Here is a 24,390-nt window from a genome sequence, read left to right on the forward strand (position 1 = left end):
GGAAACGCCCCCTATGCCCGACGCCACCCCCACCCCCCCGACCGACGCGCCCGAACCCGGCCATGCGCGGCGGGTGCGCCCCGGCCTGCTCTGGCTGCGCATGCCGCTCGGCTTCGCCCCCTGGCACGTCAATCTCTGGCTGATCGAGGATGGTGGGGGCTGGCTGGCCGTCGATGCCGGCGCCCGCTCGGACGAGATCATGGCCGCCTGGAACCGCGTGCTGGAGCAGGAGCTGGGCGGCCGCCCCATCACCCGCCTGCTGGCCACGCATTTCCACCCCGACCATGTCGGCTTCGCCGGCTGGCTGTGCGAGCGCACCGGCGCGCCCCTGCTGATGCCGCGCACCGAATATCTGATGGCGCGTTTCCTGGCCCTCGACACCGATGAAGGCATGACGGCGCAGCAGCTGGGCTTCGCCCGCGCCGCCGGCGCGCCGGAGAACTACCTCTCCTATCTGGCCGGGCGCGGCCCGCTCTATGCCCGCAGCGTCGTGGCCCTGCCGCGGCAATATCGCCGCATCGCCCAGGGCGATTCCTTGCGCATCGGCGGGCACGACTGGCGGGTGCTGACCGGCGGCGGCCACGCCCCGGAAATGGCCTGCCTGCACTGCCCCGAACTCGGCGTGCTGATCGCCGCCGACCAGATCCTGCCGCGCATCAGCCCCTATATCGGCGTCGGCGCCAGCGAGCCCCTGGCCGACCCGCTGCGCGACTTCCTCGACTCCAACGCCCGGCTGCGCGCCCTGCCGGCGGACACGCTGGTGCTGCCCTCGCATGGCGACCCCTTCACCGGCCTGCATACCCGCATCGACGCCCTGGCCGAGCATCATGCCGAGCGCCTGGACACGCTGCACGCCGCCTGCGCCACGCCGCTCACCGCCTACCAGGCGATGGGCGTGCTCTTCCCGCGGGTGAAGGAGGATCGCGCCACCGGCTTCGCCCTCGGCGAGACCCTGGCGCATCTGAACCGCCTGGTGGGGGAGGGGCGCGTCCGCCGGAGCCTGGGCAGCGTGCCGGTCTACGAGCAGGCATAGAAAAAGCCCGGGGGAATGAATTCCCCCGGACCCCCATCTTTTTTCTGTCCGCTGCCGGTCAGGGCCGCGACGGGATCGCTGCACTCACCACCGCCGCTCCGGCCCAGCCTCGCGCCCCGCCTCTCAACAGGACGGCGGCAGCCCGAAAGAAAAACGTCCCGCCTCTCAACGGGACGGCGGCAGCCTGACAGAATTAAGTTTCGAGCATGCGGCGCAGAAGTTCGACATCCTCGGCGAAGGTGCTGTCGGACTGCATCAGCTCGGCCACGCGGGAGACGGCGTGCATGACCGTCGTGTGGTCGCGGTTGCCGAAGCGGCGGCCGATCTCGGGCAGTGAGCGGGAGGTGAGCTGCTTCGCCAGATACATCGCCACCTGCCGCGGCCGCGCCACATTGCGCGCGCGCCGGGCGGAGGACATGTCGGTCAGGCGGATATTGTAGTGCTCGGCGACCTTGCGCTGGATCTCCTCGATCGTCACCCGGCGGTCATGCGCGCGCAGGATGTCGTGCAGCACCTCCTGCGCGGATTCGAGAGTGATCGGCCGGCCGAACAGGTTGGCATGCGCGATCAGCCGGTTCAGCGCGCCTTCCAGCTCGCGGACGTTCGACGTGATCTTGTGCGCCAGGAATTCCAGCACCCGCGGCGGCACATCCACCTCGGCACCCTGCGCCTTGGCCTGCAGGATCGAGATGCGCAGCTCATAGGTGGTGGCATGGATATCGGCCACCATGCCGCAGCCGAGCCGCGTGCGCAGGCGGTCCTCCAGCCCGGACAGGTCGCTGGGCGACTTGTCGGCGGAGACGACGATCTGCTTCCCCGCATCCACCAGCGCGTTGAAGGTGTGGAAGAACTCTTCCTGCGTGTTGTCCTTGCCGATCAGGAACTGCAGATCGTCGATCATCAGCACATCGACCGAGCGCAGGCTCTCCTTGAACTCCATCGTGCTCTGCGAGCGCAGCGCGGCGATGAAGCGGTACATGAACTTCTCGGCCGACATGTAGGCGACATTGCGCTGGCCGTTGAAGCTGATCGCCCAGGCGATGGCATGCATCAGGTGCGTCTTGCCGAGGCCCACGCCGCCATACAGGAACAGCGGGTTGAAGCCGGGGCTGGCCGGCTTCTCGGCCACGCGCCGGGCGCAGGCATGCGCGAACTCGTTCGGCTTGCCGACGACGAAGCTGTCGAAGGTGAAGCGCGGGTCGAGCGGCGCCGCCCAGTCATTGCGCGCCTCGCTGCGCGACTCGGCGCCGCGCGGGCCGGAGCTGAGCGGTTCGGCCAGCGCCAGCGTCGCCTGGGTCGGGCGCGATTGCGGCGCGGCCCCGGACAGGCCGGGGGAGGGGGCGGCCAGGCCCTCGGCCAGGGCCGGCTCGGCCTCCGGCGCGCGGCCCTCGGGGGCGACGCGGATCTCCACCCGGCGCACGCCCAGATTCTCCGCCATCCACAGGTTGCGCAGGCGATCGCCGTAATGGCTGCGGACCCAGTCGCGCAGGAAGCGCGTGGGCAGCAGGATGACCGCCTCCTCGCCCTCGATGGCGGACAGCGTCATCTGGCGCAGCCAGCTGCGATACTCGACCTCGCCCACTTCCTCGCGCAGGCGGCCGCGAATGCGGGCCCAGGCTTCCGCGACCTGTCCGGTCGCGGCGGCGGAGGGAGTGCCGAGCTCATTCTCCATGCGAAGCACCTGCCACCCTTCTGGCCCTCGGCCATAGCTGAAGCGACCCCTCGCGGGGCGACAAGAACCGATCCACGGACGCGCCAGCCCGCACGGTCCCCGCCACGCATCACGCGGCGGCAACCGGCCTGACACAGACATACAGCGCGCCGAACAGTGGACGCAAATCACCGATCCGCTTGCAGTGTCGGATTCAAAGAACTGAACCCGACGACCGAAGACGACCGGTAACGCCGTGATGTAATTGGGTACTCATGTTCGGCGGAGTGTTCTTGGGAGGCTATCCCCCGTCGCGCCCCTGGCGCAACGGGTTCTTAGCGAGAACACGAGATCCGCCGGTCACCCCGCCGAAGTCGCGGGGCGATCAGCCCTGCGCGGAAGCGCCCAGAGCCTTGATCCGGGCGGACAGGCGGGAGAGCTTGCGGGCCACGGTGTTCAGGTGCAGCACGCCCTTGGTGACGGCGCGCTGGAATTCCGGCTGCGCGTCCTTGAACGCGGCCTGGGCGGCGGACTTGTCGCCGCTGCTGATGGCCTTCTCGACCTTGGTCAGGAAGGTGCCGACGCGGGAGCGGCGGGCGCGGTTGCGCTCGTTGCGGACCGCCGTCTGCCGGATGCGCTTGCGCGCGGAAGCCGTGTTCGCCATGGCGTGTTTCGAACCAGTCGTCTGTGTCTCAGGGACGCACGCAGCCAAGGGTTGCCCGTTGACCGCGCTGCGGGAAGGCGCCGCTTCTACCCGCCCGCGCCCCGCAGAGTCAATGCGTGAAGGGGGTGTGACAGCCCCTTCCGGCCGCGGCGGACCTTTCCGCCACGCTCGCCCAGGCGAATCCGGCCGCTGCCGGCCGCCCCCGGCATGCCCCCCATGCGTGAGGCGGGAGGCCGGTCTTCTCGCCGCCGGAATGCCATCAGAGCTTCATCGAAGCGGCACCGCCCTGTCATCCGCCGCGCTTAGAGGGCGCCCCGGACACGAAGGGGTGTGCTGCGGTGCAGGGTATCGGGATCGAGAGGGTGGCGCGCCGCTTCGGGGCGCAGGAGGTGCTGAAGGGCGTCTCCCTGGAGGTGGCGCGGGGCGAGTTCGTCGCCCTGGTCGGCCCCTCGGGCTGCGGCAAATCCACCCTGATGCGCATCATCGCCGGGATCGAGCGGCCCGATTCGGGCCAGGTGCGCATCCAGGGGCGGGAGGTGACGGGGCTGCGCCCGGCGGCGCGCGACGTCGCCATGGTGTTCCAGTCCTACGCCCTCTACCCGCATCTGACGGTGGCCGAGAACATCACCGTGCCGCTGGCGCTGCGCCGCCTGTCGCTGGCGCAGCGCCTGCCGCTGCTGGGCGGGCTGCTGCCCGGCAGCCGCGCGGCGCGCGACTCCATCGCGCGGGAGGTGTCGGAGGCGGCCCATGCGCTCGGCCTCGGCGCGCTGCTCGACCGCCGGCCCGGCCAGCTCTCGGGCGGCCAGCGGCAGCGCGTGGCGCTGGCCCGCGCCATCGTCCGCCGCCCCGCCGCCTTCCTGATGGATGAGCCGCTCTCCAATCTCGACGCCGCCTTGCGTGTCCATACGCGGCGCGAGATCGTCGAGATCCACCGCCGCGCCGGCGCCGCCACCCTCTATGTGACGCATGACCAGTCCGAGGCCCTGACCATGGCCGACCGGGTGGCGGTGATGCAGGGCGGCGAGATCCTGCAGGTGGCGAGCCCGGAGGCGATCTATGCCGACCCGGTCGATCTGCGGGTCGCGCGCTTCATCGGCTCGCCCCGCATCAACACCCTGGATGCCGAGGCCGGGCCGGACCTCATGGTGCGGGTGGGCGGCCGCCGCACCGGGCTGCAGGCCGCGCGGCCGGGCAAGCTGACCCTGGCGCTGCGGCCCGAGGCGCTGTCGCCGGTGGCGGAGGGCCTGCCCTGCCTGGCCGAGGGCATGGAATTCCTGGGCGAGGGCGTGCTGCTGCATGCCCGCCACCAGCCCAGCAACACCGCCTTGGTGCTGCGCCTGCCGCCGGAGCGCCGCCCGGCGCTGCGCCCGGGCGAAGCCTTCGGCCTGGGCTTCGACCCGGCCCGCGCCCTGCTGTTCGGCGCCGATGGCCGGCGGGTGCCGGCCGTGCTGGCGCAGCGGGAGGCGGCCCTTGTCTGACCTCGCCCTCCCCGCCGGCGCCGCGGCCGGCAGCGCCCGCCGGGCCGCCTGGAGCGAGTCGCTGACCGCCTGGATGCTCACTTTGCCGGCGGTGCTGGCCTATTGGGTCCTGCTGCTGCTGCCGACGCTGGCCGCCATCGCGCTGGCCTTCACCGATTACGAGCTGGGGGCGGGCGGCTTCGCCTGGATCGGCCTCGACAATTTCGCCGAGCTCTGGGCCGATCGCGGCTTCCGCCAGTCGCTGGCCAACACGCTCTTCTATGTGGCGGTGGTGGCGCCGGGCTCGATCCTGGGGGCGCTGGCCATCGCTCTGCTGATCGAGGGCGGCTCGCGCGGGCGGACCTTCTTCCGCGCCGTCTTCTTCCTGCCCGTGGTCTCGCTGACGGTCGCCATGGCGGCGGCCTGGCAATATCTGCTGCACCCGACCATCGGGCCGCTGAACGCGGCGCTGCGGCAGCTCGGCCTGCAGGGGCCGGCCTGGCTCTCCGATTCCTCGATGGTGATGTGGACGCTCGCCGGCATCGGCATCTGGGAGAATCTCGGCTTCAACCTGGTGCTGTTCCTGGCCGGGCTGACCGCCATCCCGCGCGAGCTCTACGCCGCGGCCGAGGTGGATGGCGCGCGCTCCGCCTGGCAGCGCTTCCGGCTGGTCACCTGGCCGCTGCTGGGACCCACCACGCTGTTCGTGCTGACCATCACCATGATCCGCGCGCTGCGCGTCTTCGACACGGTGAAGGTGCTGACCCAGGGCGGGCCCAACAAGGCTTCCGAGGTGCTGCTGCACAGCATGTACCAGGAGGGCTTCACCTATTTCCGCCTCGGCTACTCCGCCGCCATCACCCTGGTCTTCCTGGCCATCGTGCTGGCGCTGATGTGGCTGCAGACGCGCTTCCTCGACAAGCGGGTGCATTATGCCTGAGCGCGACCTTCCCCTCTGGCGCGACCTGCCACGCCTTTTGGTGCTGGGCCTGCTCGGCCTGCTGCTGCTGCTGCCCTATATCTGGATGGTCTCGGCCAGCCTGAAGCCGGCCGACGAGATCTTCGCCGCCACGCTGACCCTGCTGCCCGGCCGGCTGGCGGCCGCCGAGAATTACGGCGCGGTGTTCGAGCGCCTGCCGGTGCTGCGCTACCTCTGGAACGGCGTCATCGTCTGCGGCGGCATTCTGTTCTTTCAGCTGCTCTTCGCGATTCCCGCCGGATACGCGCTCGCCAAGCTGAACTTCCGCGGGCGGGAGCTGGTCTTCGGCGCCGTCATGCTGGGGCTGCTGGTGCCGCCGCATGTGCCGGCCCTGCCGCTCTATGCCGGCTTCGCCGCGACCGGGCTGCTGGACAGCTACACGGCGCTGATCGCGCCCTCCACCATCTCGGTCTTCGCCATCTTCCTGTTCCGCCAGTTCTTCAAGGCGCTGCCGGACGAGCTGATCCATGCCGCGCGCCTGGATGGCATGGGCGAGATGGCGATCGTCTGGCGCGTCATCCTGCCCAATGCCTGGCCGGCGGCCACCGCCTTCGCGATCTTCTCGGTGGTGGCCCACTGGAACGACCTGTTCTGGCCGCTGATCGTGGTGAACGGGCCGCAGCACGCGACCCCGGCCCTCGGCGTCCTGTTCTTCCGCACCAGCGAGGGCGACGACGATTTCGGCGCGCTGATGGCCGCCGCCGTGATCATGACCGCCCCCCTCATCCTGGCCTTCCTGCTGGCGCAGAAGCGCTTCGTGGAAGGCATCGCCACCACCGGCCTCAAGGGCTGAACGGAGACCTCCCGCCATGACCATGACGATCGGGCGCCGCCAGGCGCTGCTGCTCTCCGCCGGCACGCTCGCCGGCCTCGCCGCGCCGCGCCTCGCGCGCGCCCAGGGCAACACCGAGATCACCGTCCACTACGCCCAGCCCTATATCTACAAGGAGGCCTATGACGCCCTCCTGGCCGGCTTCGCTCGCGCCGAGCCCGGCATCAAGGTGACCATCGTCACCACGCCGAATTACGAGGAAGGCGCGCAGCTGATCCTGCGCCAGGCCACCACCAACCAGCTGCCGGACCTCTCCTACCAGGGCTTCAACCGGCTGCGCGTCTTCGCCGAGCGCGGCATCGCCCAGGATCTGACGCCGCTGCTGGCGCAGGAGGGCGACCCCGCCGCCCAGGGCTACACGCCGAACTTCCTGGCGCTGGGCCATTTCGGCGGCACGCAGGCGGGGCTCGCCTTCGCCGCCTCCAACCCGGTCTGCTTCTTCAACGCCGATCTGGTGAAGCGCGCCGGCGGCGATCCGGACAACTTCCCCACCGACTGGAACGGCGTGCTCGACCTCGCCGCGCGCATCAAGCGGCTGGGCGACGGCAATGAGGGGCTGTGGTTCACCTGGAATGGCGATGACTGGATGTTCTCCGCCCTGCTCTTCGGCCATGGCGGGCGCATGCTGGCGGCGGATGAGCGCGATGTCGGCTTCGCCGGGCCCGAGGGGCTGGGCGCGCTGCGGCTGCTGGACCGCATGGTGAAGGAGGGCGGCATGCCCAACCTCTCCGCCCCCGCGGCGCGGCAGGCCTTCGCCGCCGGCAAGCTCGGCATGATCTTCCAGACCACGGCGCAGGTGCGCGGCGCGCTGGCCAGCGTCGGCACTTCTTTCCAGTTGCGCACCACGACGATGCCGGTGATCGACCGGGAGCGCGGCCGCCTGCCGACCGGCGGCGCGGCGGGCATGCTGACGGCGAAGGACCCGGCCCGGCGCGAGGCCGCCTGGAAGTTCCTGCGCTACTCCACCAGCCCGGAAGGCCAGGCGATGATGGTGCGCGCCACCGGCTACCTGCCCTGCAACCAGCTGGCGATCGACCGGCCGGAATACCTCGCCGAATTCTACCGCGAGAACCCGCTCTTCCTGCCGGCGGTGAAGCAGATCCCGATCTCGGTGCCCTGGTACGCCTTCCCCGGCAGCAACAGCGTGCGGGTGACGCAGACCATGGTCGACAACCTGGCCCGCATCGTCGAGCAGCGCGCGACGCCGGAGCAGGTGCAGGCCGACATGGCCGCCGAGGTGCGCCGCCTGCTGCCGCGCCGGAGCTGAGCCATGGGTTTCCACATCGCGCAGATCAGCGACACGCATCTCTCCGCGCTGCATCCCGGCTTCACCGCCAATTTCGAGGCGCTGGCGGCGCATCTGCTGGAACAGGCGCCGGACCTCGTCGTGCACACCGGCGATGTCTCGGCGCATGGCGAGCAGCCGGGGCCGCAGGGGCAGGAGGACCTGGCCTATGCCCGCCGCGCCATGGACGGGCTTGGCCTGGACTGGGTGGCGGTGCCGGGCAATCATGATGTCGGCAACGACCCGGCCTGCGGCGGCGACACGCCCGCCGATGCCGGCCGCGTCGCGCGCTGGGAGATGGAGTTCGAGGCCGGCCATTTCCTGCGGGACGTGCCGGGCTGGCGGCTGATCGGGCTGAACACGCTGATCACCGGCACCGATCTGCCGCAGGCCGAGGCGCAATTCGCCTTCCTGGAGGAAGCGCTGGCCGGTGCCGGCCCCCGCCGCGTGGCGATCTTCCAGCACAAGCCGCTCTGCGAGGTGACGCTGGCCGAGAGCGGCATGACCTACTGGTCGGTGCTGCCGGGGGCGCGGCGGCGGCTGCTCTCGCTGCTGCGGCAGCATGACGTGGCCTTCATCGCCTCCGGCCATGTGCACCAGGCGCAGGATCGCGGCGAGGTGGAGGGGCTGCGGCAGATCTGGGCCCCGGCCGTCGCCTTCTTCGTCGGCGATAGCTGGCAGGAGCGCATGGGCGACAAGCGCCTCGGCTATGTCGAGCATGTGCTGCACGAGGATGGCCGGCACGAGGCGCGCATCGTCCACCTGCCGGCGCTGCAGCCGCACGATATCGGGCTGATGCCGCATGTCTACGGCCCGCAGCGGCCGGTCGCCGCCGAGTGAGAGGGGGGCGCGGGGGGCCTGTGCCGCCCGCGCCACTTCGCGCTTGACTTGCCCTGGCCACGGGTCCATCTGCCCGCCCGTGGCGCCCCGGCGCCGCTTCCCAGGAACCCAAGAGATCATGTCCAGCGACAGTCACTCTCGATTGTCCGCCCTGGTCCTGGTCCGCGTGGACTGAGCGCGAGGGCTCGCCGCGCGGCCGCCGGAGGCGGACGCAACAGGTGAGCCATGCTCCAGACCCCGTTTCCGGCGCGGCTGGCCCTCGGCCATGCTGCGGACCTCATCGAATATCTGAACGAGCTGCCGGTGGCCGAGGCGGCGCCGCTGCTGGCCACGCTGCCGCTCGAGCGCCAGGCGTCGAGCTGTTCGACCGGCCCGAGCTGCAATCGGCCGCTGCCCTGCTGCTGAGCCTGGAGGCCGCGCGCGGCAGCCGGCTGCTGGCCGAGATGTCGGCCGACCGCGCCGCCGATGTGCTGCGCGAGCTGCGCCCGGCCGACCGGTTGCGCCTGCTGGCGCCGCTGGAGCCGGAGCCGGCGGCCACGCTGCGCCAGCTGCTGGGCTATCCCGAGGGCAGTGCCGGCAGCCTGATGACCACCGAATTCGTCAGCCTGCCGGCGGATGCCACGGTGGCCGAGGCGCTGGATCATATCCGCGCCGTCGAGCGCACGCGGGAGACGATCTACGCGCTCTATCTGCTGGACCCGGTGAGCGGGGCGCTGCTGCGCACCGTGTCGCTGCGCCGGCTGATCACCGGCGCGCCGGGGCAGAAGGCGATCGAGCTGGCGCCGGCGCGCGAGCCCGTCGCGATTTCCGCCGACACGCCGCGCGACGATGTGGCGCGGCTGTTCGCGCGGCATGATCTGCTGGCGGTGCCGGTGGTGGATGCGGCGCGGCGGGTGCTGGGCATCGTCACGGTGGATGATGTGCTGGACGCGGTGGTGCAGAAGGACACCGCCGATGCGCAGCGCTTCGGCGGCGTCGAGGAGCTGGGCAAGCCTTATCTGCGCATCGGCTTCCTGGAGATGCTGCGCAAGCGCGCCGGCTGGCTGTGCATCCTGCTGCTGGGCGAGATGCTGACGGCCAGCGCCATGCAGCATTTCGAGGATGAGCTGGAGAAGGCCATCGTGCTGACCCTGTTCATCCCGCTGATCATGAGCTCGGGCGGCAATTCGGGCAGCCAGGCGACCTCGCTGCTGATCCGCGCGCTGGCGCTGGGCGAGGTGCGGCTGCGCGACTGGTGGCGGGTGGCGCTGCGCGAGGTGCCGACGGGTCTGTCTCTCGGCCTGATCCTGGGTGTGCTGGGGGCCGGGCGGCTGCTGGTCTGGCAATGGGCCGGCTTCTACGATTACGGCCCGCATTACCCGCTGGTGGCGCTGACGGTCGGGCTGGGGCTGGTGGGCATCGTGCTGTTCGGCTCGGTGGCCGGTTCGATGCTGCCCTTCGGGTTGAAGCGGCTGGGCTTCGATCCGGCGAGCGCCAGCGCGCCCTTCGTGGCGACGCTGGTCGATGTGACGGGGCTGGTGATCTATTTCAGCGTCGCGCTCGCCGTGCTGAGCGGCACTCTTCTCTGATGGCGGGGTCTGGGGGGACCCTGTCCCCCCAGCCTTTCTTTCTGTTCTGGCTTCGCTCAGCCGAAATTCGGCTTCCGCTTCTCCAGGAAGGCGCTCATGCCTTCCTGCTGCCCCTCGGTGCCGAACAGGCTGAGGAAGAGGCGGCGTTCCAGGCGCAGCCCCTCGCGCAGCGGCAGCTCGAAGGCGGCGTTGACCGCTTCCTTGGCCATGGCGACGGAGGGGGCGGAGAGGCCGCCGATCTTCTCGGCGATCTTCACCGCCTCGGCCAGCAGCTCCCCGGCCGGGACGACGCGGGCGACCAGGCCGGCGCGCTCGGCTTCCTCGGCCGGCATCATGCGGCCGGTCAGCACCATCTCCATCGCCTTGGCCTTGCCGATGGCATGGGTCAGGCGCTGGCTGCCGCCGGCGCCGGGGATGATGCCGAGATTGATCTCGGGCTGGCCGAATTTCGCGGTGTCGGCGGCCAGGATGATGTCGCACATCATCGCCAGCTCGCAGCCGCCGCCGAGGGCGAAGCCGGAGACGGCGGCGATGACGGGCTTCTTCACCGTCAGCACGGCTTCCCAGTTCTCGCCGATGAAATCGTGCAGATAGGTGCCGGGGAAGCGGCGCGGCTGCATCTCGCGGATGTCGGCGCCGGCGGCGAAGGCCTTCTCGCTGCCGGTGAGGATGATGGCGGCGATGGCGGGGTCGGCGTCGAAGCCGCGCAGCGCGGCCGCCAGCTCGCGCATCAGCTGGTCGCAGAGCGCGTTCAGCGCGGCGGGGCGGTTCAGCCGGATCACCCCGGCGGCGCCCTGCGTCTCGGTCAGGATCATCTCGTAGTCTGACATGACGTTCCCCTTGTGGTCGGTCAGCGCTGGGTGCGCGCGCAATAGAAGGTGCTGCGCCCGGATTGGACGATGCGCGACACGCCGCGGCAAGTGGGCGGGCCGGGGCAGAGCGGGCAGGGCGCGCCTTCCCGGTCATAGACATGGAAGCGGTCCTGGAAATGGCCGAGCTCGCCATCCGCCTGGACGTAGTCGCGCAAGGAGGATCCGCCGGCCTCGATCGCCTCCTCCAGCACCGCCTTGATGGCGGGGACCAGCTTCTCCGCGCGGGCGCCGGGGATGGTGTGGGCCAGGCGGCGGGGCGAGAGGCCGGCGCGGAACAGCGCCTCCGCCACATAGATGTTGCCGAGGCCGGCGACCACGCGCTGGTCCAGCAGCGCCGCCTTGATCGGCGTTTTTTTACCAGTCAGAGCCGAGGCAAGGATGCCGGGGGTGAAATCGTCTTCCAGCGGCTCCGGGCCCATGCCGGCGAGCAGCTTGTGCCCGTCCTCGGCCGCGGTCGGCACCAGGTCGACGCTGCCGAAGCGGCGGGGGTCGGAGAAGCCCACGCGCTGCCCGTCATCGGTCTGCATCACCAGATGCTCATGCGGCGGCGGCGGCGCGTTGCTGCCCACGGGGCGGGCCACCATGCGGCCCGACATGCCGAGATGGATCAGCATGGAATCGCCGCCCGACAGGCGCATCAGCATGTATTTCCCGCGGCGGCGGAAGCTCTCTACCCGGGCGCCGGTCAGCCGGGCGGCGAGGCCGGGGGGGAAGGGCCAGCGCATGCCCTCCCGGTTCGTGGCCGCCAGGGTCAGGGTGCGGCCGAGCAGCAGGCGCGACAGGCCGCGCATCACGGTTTCGACTTCGGGCAGCTCGGGCATGGGCGGGGCCTGGTCGGGGAGGGTGGGCCGCCGGTTCTAAAGCGCCACAGGGGCCGAGGGAACCGGGCGACAAGGGGGTGTGAATGGACGCCCCGAGGCCCGCGCCTATCCTGCCCGGCCATGCAGAGAAAAGGACACGCCATGCCCCGTTCCCTGCCGGCCCTCCTGGCCGGGCTGCTGTTGGCGGCCCCCATGACTCAGGTGCGCGCCGCCGATCCGGCCTTCGAGTCGCGGGTGCCCGGCCTGGCGATCACCCCGCTGGCCAGCCTGCCGCCGGCGCCCGCCAGCGTGCGGCAGCGCCAGGGCTGCGAGACCCGGCTGATGCGCAACACGCGCAGCGAGGCCGCCCGCCAGGTCGCCGCCGCCGGCTGGGGCGTGACCGGGGAGGAAAAGCTCGGCCGCTACCAGGCGGTCAGCTTCGCCGGGGAATTCCAGGGCGGCACCAGCGGCAGCTGCCAGATCGGCCAGGGCAATGTGGCGGTCTTCGAGGGCAGCCGGCTGCTGGCCGTGGCCTATGCCGAGCGCGGCGCGCCCCGCAGCATCGGCGGCATCGCGCCGCTCTGGCCGGATGGGCTGCGGCTGTGGGATGGCGATTTCCTGGCCGCGCCGCTGGCCGATCTGCGCCCGGCCGGTGGCGCGGGCGGGCAGGGCGGCGCCGGCGGGGCGGGGGGTGGCCAGGCGGGCCAGCCCGGCGCGCCGGGGCGGCTGGCGCTGCTGCCGCTGGCGGCGGAGGAGCAGGTCTGCCAGGGGCGTGGCCGCGTGCCCAACATCTATGGCCAGCCGATCGACCGCGCCCGGGCGGCGCTGCTGGCCGCCGGCTGGCAGCCCGTGCCGGGCGAGCGCGACCCCGCCCTGCCGGAGGCGCGCGAGAAGGCGCTGCTGCAGCACGGCGTCACCGAGGTGGAAAGCTGCTCCGGCACCGGCTTCGGCTTCTGCAGCTACCGCTATCGCGGCCCGGCCGGGCAGCTCTCGGTGACCAGCGTCGGCGATGGGGAACTGCCCAGCGTGTCGGATTACGCGGTGCGCTGCGGGGCAGGGGGCTAGCGCATCCGGCCGGCGGGGCGCGCCGCGCCCGGGCCCGGGCGGCTGGCTCGGGCCGCCTCAGCCCGGCAGCACCTCGAAGCCCAGGCAGCCGGCGGCCAGCAGGGCGCGGAGGTCGCCGGCCTCGAGCGCGATGCAGCCCTCGGTGGGCGCGTAAGCAGGGCGGGCCAGATGCAGGAAGATGGCGCTGCCGCGGCCGCGCACCACCGGCTGGTCGTTCCAGCCCAGCACGCCCACGATGTCGTAGACCGCATCCTGCCGCCACAGCGCCTCATGCCGGGCGCTGTGCGGCAGGCGGATGCGGGTGTTGTAGGCGGCATCGGCCGGGTCGTCGCACCAGCCATCCTCGCGCCCGATCGGCTCGACCGGAACGCCACAGGCCGGCGCGGGGCCGCGATCGGCGCGGTAGAGCACGCGGCGCAGCGGCAGCAGGCCGGTGGGGGTGGCGCCATCGCCCTCCGCCTTGTCGGCCCGCACGCCGCCCTTGCCCAGGGCGCAGCGCCAGACCCGGCCGCGGAATTCCACCAGCCCCTGGAAGGGCGCCTCGGGCCGGACTCGGGCGATCGCCATGCTCAGCCCAGCAGATGGCCGAAGCGCTCGGCCTTGGTCTCGAGATATTTGTCGTTCACGCCATTCGCCTCGAAGCGGTGCGCGGCGCGCTCCAGCACCTCGATGCCGCAGGCGGCGAGGCCCGCGACCTTGTCCGGGTTGTTGGTCAACAGCCGCACCCGCTCGACCCCCAGCGCCCGCAGCATGGTGGCGGCCACCAGGAAGCCGCGCTCATCGGCGCCGTAGCCGAGGGCGCGGTTGGCATCCAGCGTGTCCAGCCCCTGATCCTGCAGCGTGTAGGCGCGCAGCTTGTTGACCAGGCCGATGCCGCGCCCCTCCTGCGCCAGATAGAGCAGGATGCCGGCGCCATCCTCGGCCATGCGGCGGATGGCGCCGCGCAGCTGCGGCCCGCAATCGCAGCGCAGGCTGCCCAGCAGGTCGCCGGTGAAGCATTCGGAATGGGCGCGCACCAGCGGCGCGCCGCCCTGGGCGGCGAGCGCCAGCGGGTCGCCCACCAGGATCGCCAGATGCTCGATCCCGCCATCGGCGGCGCGGAAGGCGATGATGCGGGCCTCCGGCGCATCCTCCAGCGGCACGCGGGCCTCGGCCACGCGGGCCAGGCTGGTGGCGGCGCTGGCGGGGTAGGAAAGGATATCGGCCGCCGGCACGCCGAGCAGGCCGAGCCGCTCCGCCGCCCCCTCCACCGCCGGGGTGGCGACGAGCGCGGGCAGCAGCCGGCCCAGCTTGGCCAGGGCCAGGGCCGCCATGGCCAGCGGCGGCGGCGCCACCAGCTCGGGGTGTTCGGGCAGCAGCCGCTCGGCCACCGGGTCGGCCAGGCGCCGCAGCGCGGCCGGGTCCAGCAAGGCCGGCGGCAGGCGCAGCGCGGTCACGCCTTCCTCCAGCCGCCGGGCTTCCGGCGCATGCGCGTCGGCATGCTGGATGGCGGCCGGGATCGGGCGCTGCAGCACCGCCGCGGCGCGGATCGGCGCCAGCAGCAGCACCGGCGGCTGGCGGCCGCCGGCGGCGATCTCGGCCAGGCCACGGGCGCCCACCGTCTCGGCCGCGGCCACCAGCAGGCCGCAGGCGCCATCCTGGGAGGGCCTGATCAGCACCGGGGTGCCGCGCCGCAGCTCGGCCGCCGCGCGATGCACCGCCCGCAGCGTCAGCGCCATGGCATCCGGCACCAGGGGGCCGATTTCCGCCTCATGCCGCAGATCCGGTGCGGCATGTCCGATGCTGCTCATCCGTTGCTGTTCCCTGGCGTCCTGTGGTGCCGATGACCGGCAAGCCGCCTCCACCCCTCCGCCAGGAAGGGCCCGGATGCAAGCTCCGCCGTGGCGAGACATGTGGCACGCTTCCACGACTTGCCACCCCCCTCTTCCGGAAGTGGTGAAAAATGACTCCTGCGCGAGCGGCGAATGGCCGGGACTTGCCGGAATGCGCGGCAGCGTTCACGATAGGGGACTGGTGGCCTTCCGGCCGCCCGGCCGATTCCGGGAGGTAAGAAGCCATGAACACTCTCAGGCTATGTCGGGAGATCGCATGACCGGCCCGCGGCCGATCCTGATCGTGGACGATGATGACGCGCTGCGCGCCACCTTGTCCGAACAATTGGCGCTGGATGGAGAATTCGCGCCGCTCGAGGCTGCGACCGCCAGCGAAGCCACACAGCAATTGCTGGCGGCCGATTCGCGCTGCGACGCCGTGCTGCTCGATATCGGGCTGCCGGATGGCGATGGGCGGGAGCTCTGCGCCAAGCTGCGCCAGGAAGGGGTGAAGATCCCCATCATCATGCTGACCGGCGCCGACGGGGAGCAGGATGTGGTGCGCGGCCTGGATGCCGGGGCCAATGACTACATCGCCAAGCCCTTCCGCATCGCCGAGCTGCTGGCCCGGCTGCGGGCGCAGCTGCGCGTCTTCGACAATTCCGAGGACGCCGTCTTCGTCATCGGGCCCTACACCTTCCGCCCCTCGGCCAAGCTGCTGCTGGAGCCGGTGAAGAACCGCAAGATCCGCCTGACCGAGAAGGAAGCGGCGATCCTGAAGTTCCTCTACCGCGCCGGCGGCCGCCCGGTGGCGCGCCAGATCCTGCTGAACGAGGTGTGGGGCTACAACGCCGCCGTCACCACGCACACGCTGGAGACGCATATCTACCGGCTGCGGCAGAAGATCGAGCCCGATCCGACCAACGCCGCCCTGCTGCTGACCGAAGGCGGCGGCTACCGCCTGGACCCGCAGGCCGGGCGCGCCGCGGCCGCCTGAATTCTGGGGAGGCTCCGCCTCCCCAGACAAAACTGAAGGATAACTGGGGAGGCTCCGCCTCCCCAGGCCCCTCCGCCGGGGGGACAGGGTCCCCCCGGACCCCGCCATCAGTCAGGCGGGACATGAGGCCGGCGCACCGCGCCACCCCCAGAACACGCTCGACCCCAGCAAGCCCGGGCCCACACGCCCCGCCCGAGTGCCTCGGCCGCCGTCGAAGCCATGACCGGCAGCCGGAAGAAAACCGGCAGCGGAAAGAAACTTGTCAGGGGAGGGGGGGGCGGGCATGTTCCGGGCCGTTTTCCGGGCTGCGCGATCCTGATTTGCCGCGTGGCGCCGTTCCTCGTCTCAAGGACCTCGATCGATGCGCGTGAAGGACGTGAAGAAGGTGGTGCTGGCCTATTCGGGCGGGCTCGACACCTCCGTCATCCTGAAGTGGCTGCAGACCACCTATCAGTGCGAGGTGGTGACCTTCACCGCCGATCTCGGCCAGGGCGAGGAGCTGGGCCCGGCCCGCGACAAGGCGCGGCTGCTCGGCATCAAGGAAGAGAACATCTTCATCGACGATCTGCGCGAGGAGTTCACCCGCGACTTCGTCTTCCCGATGTTCCGCGCCAATGCCCTGTATGAGGGCTGCTACCTGCTCGGCACCTCGATCGCCCGGCCGCTGATCTCCAAGCGCCAGATCGAGATCGCGGAGCAGGTCGGCGCCGATGCCGTGGCGCATGGCGCGACCGGCAAGGGCAATGACCAGGTCCGCTTCGAGCTGAGCTACTACTCGCTGAAGCCGGATGTGAAGGTGATCGCGCCCTGGCGCGAATGGGACCTGACCAGCCGCACCAAGCTGCTGGAATTCGCCGAGGCGAACCAGATCCCCATCGCCAAGGACAAGCGCGGCGAGGCCCCCTTCTCGGTCGACGCCAACCTGCTGCACAGCTCGTCCGAGGGGAAGATCCTCGAGGAGCCGGGCGACGAGCCGCCGGAGATCGTCTGGCAGCGCACCATCCGCCCGGAGGACGCGCCGGACGTCGCCACCGAAATCACCATCGAGTTCGAGCGCGGCGACGCCATCGGCATCAATGGCGAGCGGCTGTCGCCGGCGACGCTGCTGACCAAGCTCAATGAGCTGGGCAAGGCGAACGGCATCGGCCGGCTGGACCTGGTCGAGAACCGCTTCGTCGGCATGAAGTCGCGCGGCTGCTACGAGACCCCGGGCGGCACCATCCTGCACGCCGCGCACCGCGCCATCGAAAGCATCACCCTGGACCGCGAGGTCGCGCACCTCAAGGACAGTCTGATGCCGCGCTATGCCGAGCTGATCTACAACGGCTTCTGGTTCGCGCCGGAGCGCCGCATGATCCAGGCGATGGTCGATGAGAGCCAGAAGAGCGTCACCGGCACGGTCCGGCTGAAGCTCTACAAGGGCAACACCATCGTCACCGGCCGCACCTCGCCCAACAGCCTGTACTCGATGAAGCACGTCACCTTCGAGGACGACCAGGGCGCCTATGACCAGTTCGACGCCCAGGGCTTCATCAAGCTGAACGCGCTGCGCCTGCGCCTCGGCGCCATGGCCGGCCGCCGCGGCGGCGAGCTGTAAGAGACCCCGCCCCGGCCCCGCGCCGGGCAGCAGGGACCAGGCCCGGGGGAGCGATCCCCCGGGCCTTTTTCATGCGCGGGGCGCTGGCCGCCGGACCCGGCCGGAGCCGTCGCTGTTTGTTACCGTTTTCCGGCACCGGTTCCCGGGGGGCGGCTGCAACCGGGCCGGGAAGGGGGCGTTCTTCGGCCATCCCGGCGCTTCGCCGGGACTTGCACAGCACCCTGGCGCCACGCCGGGGCCTGCCCAGCCCGCCCGGCGCCGCCGGGCCGACCTGCCCGAGGCGATGCGCCGCCGGGCCCGAGAGAAGGAGAAGGCATGATGGCCCGTATCCCCATGACCCTCGCCGCTGCCGCCCTGGCGCTCAGCGCCGGTGTCGCCCAGGCGCAGATGACCACGACCCAGAGCACCATGCCGACCACCGGCATGGGCAACCCGGCCTCGGCCGGCACCTCGCAGGCGGCGCCGATGCCGGCCGGCAGCGTGCCGCTGACCGCCCCGCGCCCGCATGCGGCGCCGGGCCATCATGGCGGCGCGATGCCGGGCGCGGCCGGCTCGGCCTCGACCTATGGCATGTCGGGGATGACGCCGGGTGCCGCCGGCGGCGCGCCGATGGGCACGGTCGGCGTGGTGCCGACCCCGGCCCAGCCCTTCGCCGGCGTCACCCTGCCGCAGCAGGGCGTCGGCGACGGCGCCTACAATGGCGGCGGCGTGGTGCTGGAATACCTGCCGGACGGCACGACCCGCGTCGTGCGCTGAGCCGCGCCCGGCGGGGCTCCGCCGGCGTGAAAAAAGGCCGGGGCGGCGAACCGCCCCGGCCTTCGTCATGTCCGGGTCTTCAGCCCGGCGTGTCAGGCGATGGCCGGGCGGCGGCCGGTCAGCCTGCTGAGATCCAGCGCATGGGCGCCGCTGCCGAGGCCGGCCTGCACCAGCATGGCGGCGATCCAGAAGGCCGGGAATTCCCAGCCGCCGCCCTGGTTGCTGAACACCCAGCCATTGCCGCTGTGCTGCAGCAGCGCGCCCACCAGGATCGGCAGGGTCAGCAGCGAGACGGCGCGGGTCCAGACGCCGAGGATCAGGGCGATGCCGGCCAGGGTCTCGGCGATGGCGACGATGGCGCCGAAGATCGGCGGGTAGCCCAGGCTGCCGAAGAAGCCCATCGTGCCGGGCAGGCCGAAGGTCATGATCTTCATCAGGAAGCCATGGGCGAGGAACATGACGCCCAGGCTGACACGCAGCAGCAGCGTGGCGTAGGGCGCGAAGCGGTCTTGGGTCATGATGTGTGGCTCGTCATGGAAGGGGGCGGCCCCGACGGCCGCCGTTGACCCTGATCTAGTCCCGCGCGGCGGCACCCTTCCAAGCGCGAGCGTGAACGTCCATCATTGGCGGCATCAATGGCCGACCTTTCCACCTTCGACCTGAACCTGCTGCGGGTGTTCGACGCGGTGGCGCGCGAGCGGCATGTGACGCGCGCCGCCCAGCGGCTGAACCTGTCGCAGCCCGCCGTCTCCAACGCCCTGGCGCGGCTGCGCGTTGCGCTGAAGGACGAGCTGTTCCTGCGCCGCCCCGGGGGCGTGGAGCCGACCGAGCTGGCCCTCTCGCTCGCCCAGCCGGTGGCCGATGTGCTGGACCGCTTACGCGACACGCTGGCGGTGCACGCGCCCTTCGACCCGGCGACGGCCGACCGCGTCTTCCCGATCGGCCTGTCCGAATATGCCGAGGCGGTGCTGGTGCCGCCGCTGCTGGAGCATCTGGCGCGCGAGGCGCCGGGCTGCGTGCTGGCGGTGCGCCATGCCGACCGCGTCAACGCCATGGCCATGCTGGAATCCGACCAGGTGCAGCTGGTGGTGGGCATGCTGGGGGAGCCGCCGGCGCTCTACACGAGGCTGCGGCTGCTGCCCGAGGCCTTCCTGACCCTGCTGCGCCCCGGCCACCCGCTGGCCGAGGGGGAGATGAGCCTGGAGCGCTTCACCGCCTGGCCGCATCTGCTGCATTCGCCCAATGGCTCGCGCGACGGGGCGCTGGACGGGCCGCTGCGCGAGGCCGGGCATCCGCGCCGGCTGGGCGCGGTGGTGGCGCATCTGGCCGCCGTGCCGGGCATCCTGAAGCGCACCGACATGGTGATGACGCTCTCCGCCCGCCTCGCCCAGCAGCTCGCCGAGGCGCATGGGCTGGTGGTGCGGCCCTGCCCGGTGGCGGTGCCGCATACCCGCCTGTCGATGATCTTCCCGCGCCGCTTCGAGGCCGATCAGGGCCATGCCTGGCTGCGCCGGCTGATGCTCTCGGTGGCGCGGGAGGCGACGCCCCAGGCGCAATGCGACTCGTTGCGGGCGCTGGGCGTGACGCTTTCGGGGCCGGCGGCGGATTGAGGTTGGGTGCGGGGTGAAAACGGGCCGGAAGGGCGGCTTCCGGCCACGGGCGGACCTGGTCGCTGGCTTCCCATGTGCGTTCGACAGCGCTGCCCGCAAGCGGAGATGATGATGAGCCTCGGCGGCATCACCAAGCTCGACCATACTGTCATCCTGTGCAGCAGGATGCGCGAGACCCGTTGGTTCTACGAGAACATCATGGGTTTCGTCGTGGCGGAGGAGGTCGAGAACTGGGTGAGCTTCCGGGTTGGCGCGACGCTCCTGACATTGCGTCCGCGTGGGCCGTGGTCGGTCTGCGACGACGGGCCCAGGCCCTCAGGGTCAGCGGCGGTTCAGCTCGCTTTTCGCATCCCGCTCGACGCCGTTGACCGGTGCCACGAGGAGCTGGTCGCCAAGGGTGTGCCGATCCTGCGCAAGCCCACCGACCTGCCGAAATGGCGGCACCGAACGCTGTTCTTCAGGGATCCGGAGGACAATGTCATCGAGCTTTACGCCGAGTTCTGAGCCGGTCCGCCGACCACCCATAGCGGCCTTTTCCCCTGGGCTGATGCCCTAGCCCCAGGGGCCGCGCGGCTTGCCGCCGCCCGGCTTGCCGCTGCGCGACCACGGCCCCGGCGCGGCGCCGGTCTGCGGCACGGAGGCGCGGGCGCCGCGCGCCGGGGCGCCGGCCGGGAAGGGCGCCGTGGCGGGGCGGCCGCCGGCGAAGGGGCGGCGCGGCGCCGGGCCCATCCGCTGCGCCAGCTCCATCAGCGCGGCGACGCGGTTCTGCGTGCTGGGATGGGTGGAGAAGAGATTGTCCGCCCGCAGCCCGGCCAGCGGGTTGATGATGAACATATGCGCGGTGGCCGGGTTGGCCTCGGCCCGCTGGTTGACGAAGGCCAGCCGCCCCTGCTCCAGCCGCGACAGGGCATTGGCCAGGCCCATCGGGTTGCCGCTGATCTCGGCCCCCACCCGGTCGGCCTCGTATTCGCGGGAGCGGCTGATCGCCATCTGCACCACGGCGGCGGCCAGCGGCGCCAGCAGCATGATCAGGATGGTGGCGATCGGGTTCATGCCGCGCTCGTCGCGGCCGCGCATCCCGCCGAACAGGAAGCCGAACTGCGCCAGCATGCCGATGGCGCCCGCCAGGCAGGCGGTGACGGTCATGATCAGCGTGTCGCGGTTGCGGATATGCGCCAGCTCATGCGCCACGACGCCCTCCACCTCCTCGGCCGGCATGCGCTGCAGCAGGCCGGTGTTGACGGCGACCGCCGCATTCTCCGGGCTGCGGCCGGTGGCGAAGGCGTTGGGCTGGTCCTCATGGATGAGGTAGAGCGCCGGCATGGGCAGGCCGGCGCGCTGCGCCAGCCGGGACGTCATCTCGTAGAGCTCCGGCGCCTCCTGCGGGCCGACCGGCTGCGCGTTGTGCATGCGCAGCACCATGCGGTCGCTGTTCCACCAGGCGAAGAGGTTGGTGGCGCAGGCGATGCCGAAGGCGATCATCATGCCGCTCTGGCCGCCAATGGCGCCGCCCACCGCGACGAAGAGGGCGGTCATCGCCGCCAGCAGCAGGGCCGTGCGCAGATAGCCGTTCATGACCTCTTCCCCTTTGCACCCTCTGCACCCCAGATGGGGGGTATGACGAAGCCTGAACAAGAGGGGGCCAGCCCCCCCGCCCCCGCCGCGGACACCGCGCCGAACCCGGCGCCCGCGCCGGCCGCCGGTGCCGCCCAGAAGCCGAAACCCGCTTCCCTGCCGCCCGAGATCGGCGGCCCGGCCGGGCCGGAGCCGACGCGCTTCGGTGACTGGGAACGCAAGGGCCGCGTCAGCGATTTCTGACGATGGCGTGCGCCGCCGGGCGGGCACGGCGCCCGGCGGGGCGAATCGGCAACGCGCTTGTGCCGCCCAAGGTTGCCGCACCACCAGATCTGGTGGTCGTCCGCGTCCGCGATTCGTTCGCGCGACTCGGGCCAAGGGCCTGATCCGCCGCGAAAAGCGCCGGGCGTGATTCCGCTTTCGTTCCCGCCGCGTCAGCCGGCGCGGCGGCGGCTGAGCCAGAAGGCGATGGCCAGCACGCCGAGGCCGCTGCCGAGCAGCGCCGGGCCGGTGCCGGCGGAGGCCTGGCCCAGCCCGAACAGCGCCGGCCCGACGGCCTGGCCCAGGAAATAGCAGAAGGCGTGCAGCGCGACGGCGGAGCCGCGGGCGCCGGGGGCGACCTCGGTGACGCGGGTCTGGATGCTGTTGTGCAGCATGAAGAAGCCGAGCCCGATCAGCAGCGCGCCGGCGATGCCGATGCGCGGATCGGAAGCGGCGGCGGCCAGCGAGGCCAGGCCCGCCAGCACGCAGGCGCCGGCCAGCCGCATCATGCGCGCCTGGCCCAGGCGCCGCAGCAGCAGCGGCGCCAGCAGCGTGTAGCCGAAGCCGCCCAGGCCGAAACCGGCGACGGCCAGCCCCGCATTGCGCGTGCCATGCCCGTCGCTGCCCAGCAGCTCGGAGAAGAAGGGGAAGGGGCCGAAGACCAGCATGCCCTCCAGCAGCACGCCGATGAAGAGCGGCTGCGCGGCGCGGTTGCGCAGGATGCCGCCATAGCGGCGCAGCACCTCGGCCAGGCCCGGCAGGCGGCCGGGCGGCGCGGTGCCCGGGGTGCGGCGGGCATCCAGCGCCACCACGGCGGCGGAGAGCGCCGCCATCAGCGCGCAGATGCCCATCACCCCGCGCCAGCCGATCCAGGGCGAGACCAGGCCGGAGACGGCGCCGCCGGCCAGCTGGCCCAGAATGGCGCAGGCCAGGAAGCGGCTGATGGCCAGCTGGCGCTGCGCCATCGCCACCCGGTCGCCGAACAGGGCGAGGGTCAGCGGGAAGATGCCGCCGGCGGCAAGCCCCGCCGCGATGCGCGCGGCGAAGAGCGAATCCAGCCCCGGCGCCAGGGCGCAGGCGGCCAGCATCAGCGCCAGGGCGGCCAGGCACAGGCCGATGACGCGGCGCTTGCCGAAGGCATCGCCCATCGGGCCCAGCACCGGCTGCACCAGGGCGTAGGGCAGGGTGAAGGCGCTGGCCAGCAGCGCCACCTGGGCGTGCGGGGTGTGGAATTCGCTGGCCAGCTCGCCCATCAGCGGGTCCAGGGCGCGGCCGGCCAGCGCGCCGGCGAAGCCGCCCAGGCCGAAGACGAGGACGAGGCGGCGGGTTTCATCGATCATGATGCGGTCCGGATGATCCGGGAGCGGCGCCCCCGACAGGCCGCGCGCTCAGGCGCGCAGCGCGGCAAAGAAGTCACGCAGCAGGGTGGCGCATTCGCCCTCGCGCACGCCGCCCACCACCTCGGGCGCGTGGTGGCAGGAGGGGGCGGCGTAGATGCGCGCGCCATGCTCCACCCCGCCGCCCTTCGGGTCATAGGCGCCGAAGACGACACGGCGGATGCGGAAGAAGCTGGCGGCCTGGGCGCACATCGGGCAGGGCTCCAGCGTCACTGTCAGGGTGCAGCCGGGCAGGCGGGGGGAGCCGAGGGCGGCCGCCGCCTGGCGCAGCGCCAGCATCTCGGCATGGGCGCTGGCGTCGTGGTCCTGCTCCACCCGGTTGCCGGCGCGGCCCAGCACGCGCCCGGCCGCGTCGGTCACCACCGCCCCCACCGGGACCTCGCCCCGGGCGGCGGCGTCGCGCGCCTCCTGCAGCGCGATCTCGATGGGGGTCATGGGCTGCTCAGGGCCCGATCAGCTGGCCGCCATCGACCACGATGCCCTGGCCGGTCACCCAGCGGGCGCGGTGGGAGGCCAGGAACAGCACGACATCGGCCACCTCCTCCGGCGTGCCGAGGCGGCCGAAGGGGATCTGCTTCAGGGTCGCGTTGTAGAGGTCCGGGTCGGTGGTGCGGCGCTGTTCCCAGCTGCCGCCGGGGAATTCGATGGAGCCGGGGGCCACGGCGTTCACGCGGATGCCCTGGCGGGCCAGCATCTTCGCCTGGCTGGCGGTGTAGTGCAGCACGGCGGCCTTGATGGCGCCGTAGGGGGCGGTGCGGCTGGTGGCGCGCATGGCCGAGATGGAGGAGACGTTGACGATCGAGCCGCCCTCCGCCTTCTGCAGCCAGGGCAGCGCGGCCTGGGAGGCGCGGACGATGGCCATCATGTCCACCTGGAAGGAGGCGGCCCAGCCGGCCTCGTCATCACTGGCGCCGAAGCCGGAGGCGTTGTTGACCAGCACGTCGATGCCGCCCAGCGCCGCGGCGGCCTGCGGCACGAAGCGGGCGATCTCCTCCGCCTTGGCCAGGTCGCAGGGCGCGGCGAAGGCGGTGACGCCCTGGGCCGCGATCTCCTGCCGCGCGGCCTCCAGCGGCCCGGCGCCGCGGGCGCAGATGGCGACCGAGGCGCCCTGGCTGGCGAAGCCGAGGGCGATGCTGCGCCCGATGCCGCGGCTGCCGCCCATGACCACGACGCGCCTGCCCTTGAATTCCATCGCCGCTTCCTCGTTCTGGCTGAGCCGCCAGATCACTCCAAAGCGCCTGTTGCGGCAAGGCACCCCAAACCGATGGCGGGGTCCGGGGTGGCCCTGCCACCCCGGCGGGGGCCCGGGGGCAGCGCCCCCGGAGCGCATTTCCATTGTG

Annotated in this window: 26 protein-coding genes; 15 read left to right on the forward strand and 11 right to left on the reverse strand. The window is 71.9% G+C overall.

All coding sequences use genetic code 11. The annotated features are described in order from the left end of the window. The first annotated feature begins 13 nt into the window (after window positions 1-13). On the forward strand, window positions 14-1,033 hold the full coding sequence (locus QE401_RS18800) for an MBL fold metallo-hydrolase (RefSeq protein ID WP_307139655.1): 1,020 nt from the start codon (window positions 14-16) through the stop codon (window positions 1,031-1,033). A 193-nt stretch (window positions 1,034-1,226) separates the two neighbouring features. Here the strand turns inward: QE401_RS18800 and dnaA are convergent, their stop codons facing one another. Next, the gene (gene dnaA / locus QE401_RS18805; protein ID WP_307139656.1) at window positions 1,227-2,705 is read right to left on the reverse strand and encodes a chromosomal replication initiator protein DnaA; all 1,479 of its coding nucleotides are present in this window, start codon (window positions 2,703-2,705) and stop codon (window positions 1,227-1,229) included. Window positions 2,706-3,069: 364 nt separating this feature from the next. After that, window positions 3,070-3,348, reverse strand: coding sequence for a 30S ribosomal protein S20 (gene rpsT / locus QE401_RS18810; protein WP_271136428.1), 279 nt, complete (start codon window positions 3,346-3,348; stop codon window positions 3,070-3,072). A gap of 338 nt (window positions 3,349-3,686) precedes the next feature. Between rpsT and QE401_RS18815 the strand changes: the two genes are divergently transcribed. The 7 genes from QE401_RS18815 to mgtE all read left to right on the forward strand — a co-directional run bounded on the left by QE401_RS18815 (window position 3,687) and on the right by mgtE (window position 10,309). Then, window positions 3,687-4,826, forward strand: coding sequence for an ABC transporter ATP-binding protein (locus QE401_RS18815; protein WP_307139657.1), 1,140 nt, complete (start codon window positions 3,687-3,689; stop codon window positions 4,824-4,826). After that, a complete protein-coding gene (locus tag QE401_RS18820; protein WP_307139658.1) occupies window positions 4,819-5,745 on the forward strand; it encodes a carbohydrate ABC transporter permease in 927 nt (308 codons plus the stop codon). Before QE401_RS18815 ends, QE401_RS18820 begins: the two co-directional genes overlap by 8 nt. Continuing rightward, entirely contained in the window at window positions 5,738-6,577 is an 840-nt protein-coding gene (locus QE401_RS18825) for a carbohydrate ABC transporter permease (RefSeq protein ID WP_307139659.1), read from the forward strand. The genes QE401_RS18820 and QE401_RS18825 overlap by 8 nt, the downstream gene beginning before the upstream one ends. Window positions 6,578-6,593: 16 nt before the next feature. Continuing rightward, a complete protein-coding gene (locus QE401_RS18830) occupies window positions 6,594-7,883 on the forward strand; it encodes an ABC transporter substrate-binding protein (protein ID WP_307139660.1) in 1,290 nt (429 codons plus the stop codon). Between the two features lie 3 nt (window positions 7,884-7,886). Beyond that, window positions 7,887-8,741, forward strand: coding sequence for a metallophosphoesterase family protein (locus tag QE401_RS18835; RefSeq protein ID WP_307139661.1), 855 nt, complete (start codon window positions 7,887-7,889; stop codon window positions 8,739-8,741). A gap of 225 nt (window positions 8,742-8,966) precedes the next feature. Next, on the forward strand, window positions 8,967-9,146 hold the full coding sequence (locus QE401_RS18840) for a magnesium and cobalt transport protein CorA (RefSeq protein WP_307140291.1): 180 nt from the start codon (window positions 8,967-8,969) through the stop codon (window positions 9,144-9,146). Between the two features lie 2 nt (window positions 9,147-9,148). Continuing rightward, a complete protein-coding gene (gene mgtE / locus QE401_RS18845; RefSeq protein WP_307140275.1) occupies window positions 9,149-10,309 on the forward strand; it encodes a magnesium transporter in 1,161 nt (386 codons plus the stop codon). Between the two features lie 56 nt (window positions 10,310-10,365). Here mgtE and QE401_RS18850 read toward each other — a convergent pair whose 3' ends face one another. Beyond that, the gene (locus QE401_RS18850; protein ID WP_307139662.1) at window positions 10,366-11,139 is read right to left on the reverse strand and encodes an enoyl-CoA hydratase; all 774 of its coding nucleotides are present in this window, start codon (window positions 11,137-11,139) and stop codon (window positions 10,366-10,368) included. A gap of 20 nt (window positions 11,140-11,159) precedes the next feature. Beyond that, the gene (gene mutM / locus QE401_RS18855; RefSeq protein WP_307139663.1) at window positions 11,160-12,002 is read right to left on the reverse strand and encodes a bifunctional DNA-formamidopyrimidine glycosylase/DNA-(apurinic or apyrimidinic site) lyase; all 843 of its coding nucleotides are present in this window, start codon (window positions 12,000-12,002) and stop codon (window positions 11,160-11,162) included. Window positions 12,003-12,143: 141 nt separating this feature from the next. Between mutM and QE401_RS18860 the strand changes: the two genes are divergently transcribed. Next, window positions 12,144-13,046, forward strand: a complete 903-nt coding sequence (locus QE401_RS18860) for a hypothetical protein (RefSeq protein ID WP_307139664.1) — start codon at window positions 12,144-12,146, stop codon at window positions 13,044-13,046. Between the two features lie 57 nt (window positions 13,047-13,103). Here QE401_RS18860 and QE401_RS18865 read toward each other — a convergent pair whose 3' ends face one another. Together QE401_RS18865 and ribA are read right to left on the reverse strand one after the other, a co-directional pair. After that, entirely contained in the window at window positions 13,104-13,613 is a 510-nt protein-coding gene (locus QE401_RS18865) for a L,D-transpeptidase family protein (protein WP_307139665.1), read from the reverse strand. A gap of 2 nt (window positions 13,614-13,615) precedes the next feature. Beyond that, window positions 13,616-14,836 (reverse strand): GTP cyclohydrolase II, encoded by a 1,221-nt coding sequence (ribA, locus tag QE401_RS18870; protein WP_373461463.1) that lies wholly within the window; start codon window positions 14,834-14,836, stop codon window positions 13,616-13,618. 298 nt (window positions 14,837-15,134) lie between these two features. Here ribA and QE401_RS18875 point away from each other — a divergent pair, with 298 nt between their 5' ends. The 3 genes from QE401_RS18875 (at window position 15,135) to QE401_RS18885 (ending at window position 18,207) form a co-directional block, all read left to right on the forward strand. Then, entirely contained in the window at window positions 15,135-15,854 is a 720-nt protein-coding gene (locus QE401_RS18875) for a response regulator transcription factor (RefSeq protein ID WP_307139666.1), read from the forward strand. Between the two features lie 361 nt (window positions 15,855-16,215). Beyond that, window positions 16,216-17,451: an argininosuccinate synthase gene (locus QE401_RS18880; protein ID WP_307139667.1), complete on the forward strand. Its 1,236-nt coding sequence runs from the start codon at window positions 16,216-16,218 to the stop codon at window positions 17,449-17,451. A gap of 318 nt (window positions 17,452-17,769) precedes the next feature. Then, entirely contained in the window at window positions 17,770-18,207 is a 438-nt protein-coding gene (locus QE401_RS18885; protein ID WP_307139668.1) for a hypothetical protein, read from the forward strand. 92 nt (window positions 18,208-18,299) lie between these two features. Here QE401_RS18885 and QE401_RS18890 read toward each other — a convergent pair whose 3' ends face one another. Continuing rightward, window positions 18,300-18,725 carry a DoxX family protein gene (locus QE401_RS18890; RefSeq protein ID WP_307139669.1) on the reverse strand — a complete coding sequence of 142 codons (426 nt, stop codon included), beginning with the start codon at window positions 18,723-18,725 and terminating at the stop codon, window positions 18,300-18,302. A gap of 117 nt (window positions 18,726-18,842) precedes the next feature. Between QE401_RS18890 and QE401_RS18895 the strand changes: the two genes are divergently transcribed. Both QE401_RS18895 and QE401_RS18900 read left to right on the forward strand, forming a co-directional pair. Beyond that, window positions 18,843-19,817 (forward strand): LysR family transcriptional regulator, encoded by a 975-nt coding sequence (locus QE401_RS18895; RefSeq protein WP_307139670.1) that lies wholly within the window; start codon window positions 18,843-18,845, stop codon window positions 19,815-19,817. 111 nt (window positions 19,818-19,928) lie between these two features. Further along, window positions 19,929-20,321: a VOC family protein gene (locus QE401_RS18900; RefSeq protein WP_307139671.1), complete on the forward strand. Its 393-nt coding sequence runs from the start codon at window positions 19,929-19,931 to the stop codon at window positions 20,319-20,321. Window positions 20,322-20,369: 48 nt separating this feature from the next. On the opposite strand, the gene htpX is transcribed toward QE401_RS18900, so the two are convergent. Then, window positions 20,370-21,392 carry a zinc metalloprotease HtpX gene (gene htpX, locus QE401_RS18905; RefSeq protein WP_307139672.1) on the reverse strand — a complete coding sequence of 341 codons (1,023 nt, stop codon included), beginning with the start codon at window positions 21,390-21,392 and terminating at the stop codon, window positions 20,370-20,372. Window positions 21,393-21,434: 42 nt separating this feature from the next. On the opposite strand from htpX, the gene QE401_RS18910 reads away from it, so the two are divergent. Beyond that, entirely contained in the window at window positions 21,435-21,635 is a 201-nt protein-coding gene (locus QE401_RS18910) for a DUF1674 domain-containing protein (RefSeq protein WP_475638093.1), read from the forward strand. 191 nt (window positions 21,636-21,826) lie between these two features. On the opposite strand, the gene QE401_RS18915 is transcribed toward QE401_RS18910, so the two are convergent. From QE401_RS18915 to QE401_RS18925, 3 genes are read right to left on the reverse strand one after another with little or no spacing between them, the layout of a single operon-like run. Continuing rightward, the gene (locus tag QE401_RS18915) at window positions 21,827-22,993 is read right to left on the reverse strand and encodes an MFS transporter (protein ID WP_307139674.1); all 1,167 of its coding nucleotides are present in this window, start codon (window positions 22,991-22,993) and stop codon (window positions 21,827-21,829) included. 48 nt (window positions 22,994-23,041) lie between these two features. Further along, the gene (locus tag QE401_RS18920) at window positions 23,042-23,485 is read right to left on the reverse strand and encodes a nucleoside deaminase (RefSeq protein WP_307139675.1); all 444 of its coding nucleotides are present in this window, start codon (window positions 23,483-23,485) and stop codon (window positions 23,042-23,044) included. Between the two features lie 7 nt (window positions 23,486-23,492). Further along, window positions 23,493-24,242, reverse strand: a complete 750-nt coding sequence (locus tag QE401_RS18925) for an SDR family NAD(P)-dependent oxidoreductase (RefSeq protein ID WP_307140277.1) — start codon at window positions 24,240-24,242, stop codon at window positions 23,493-23,495. Window positions 24,243-24,390 lie beyond the last annotated feature (148 nt).

The organism is Pseudoroseomonas cervicalis (genome assembly GCF_030818485.1).
GTDB classification, from domain to species: domain Bacteria; phylum Pseudomonadota; class Alphaproteobacteria; order Acetobacterales; family Acetobacteraceae; genus Pseudoroseomonas; species Pseudoroseomonas cervicalis_A.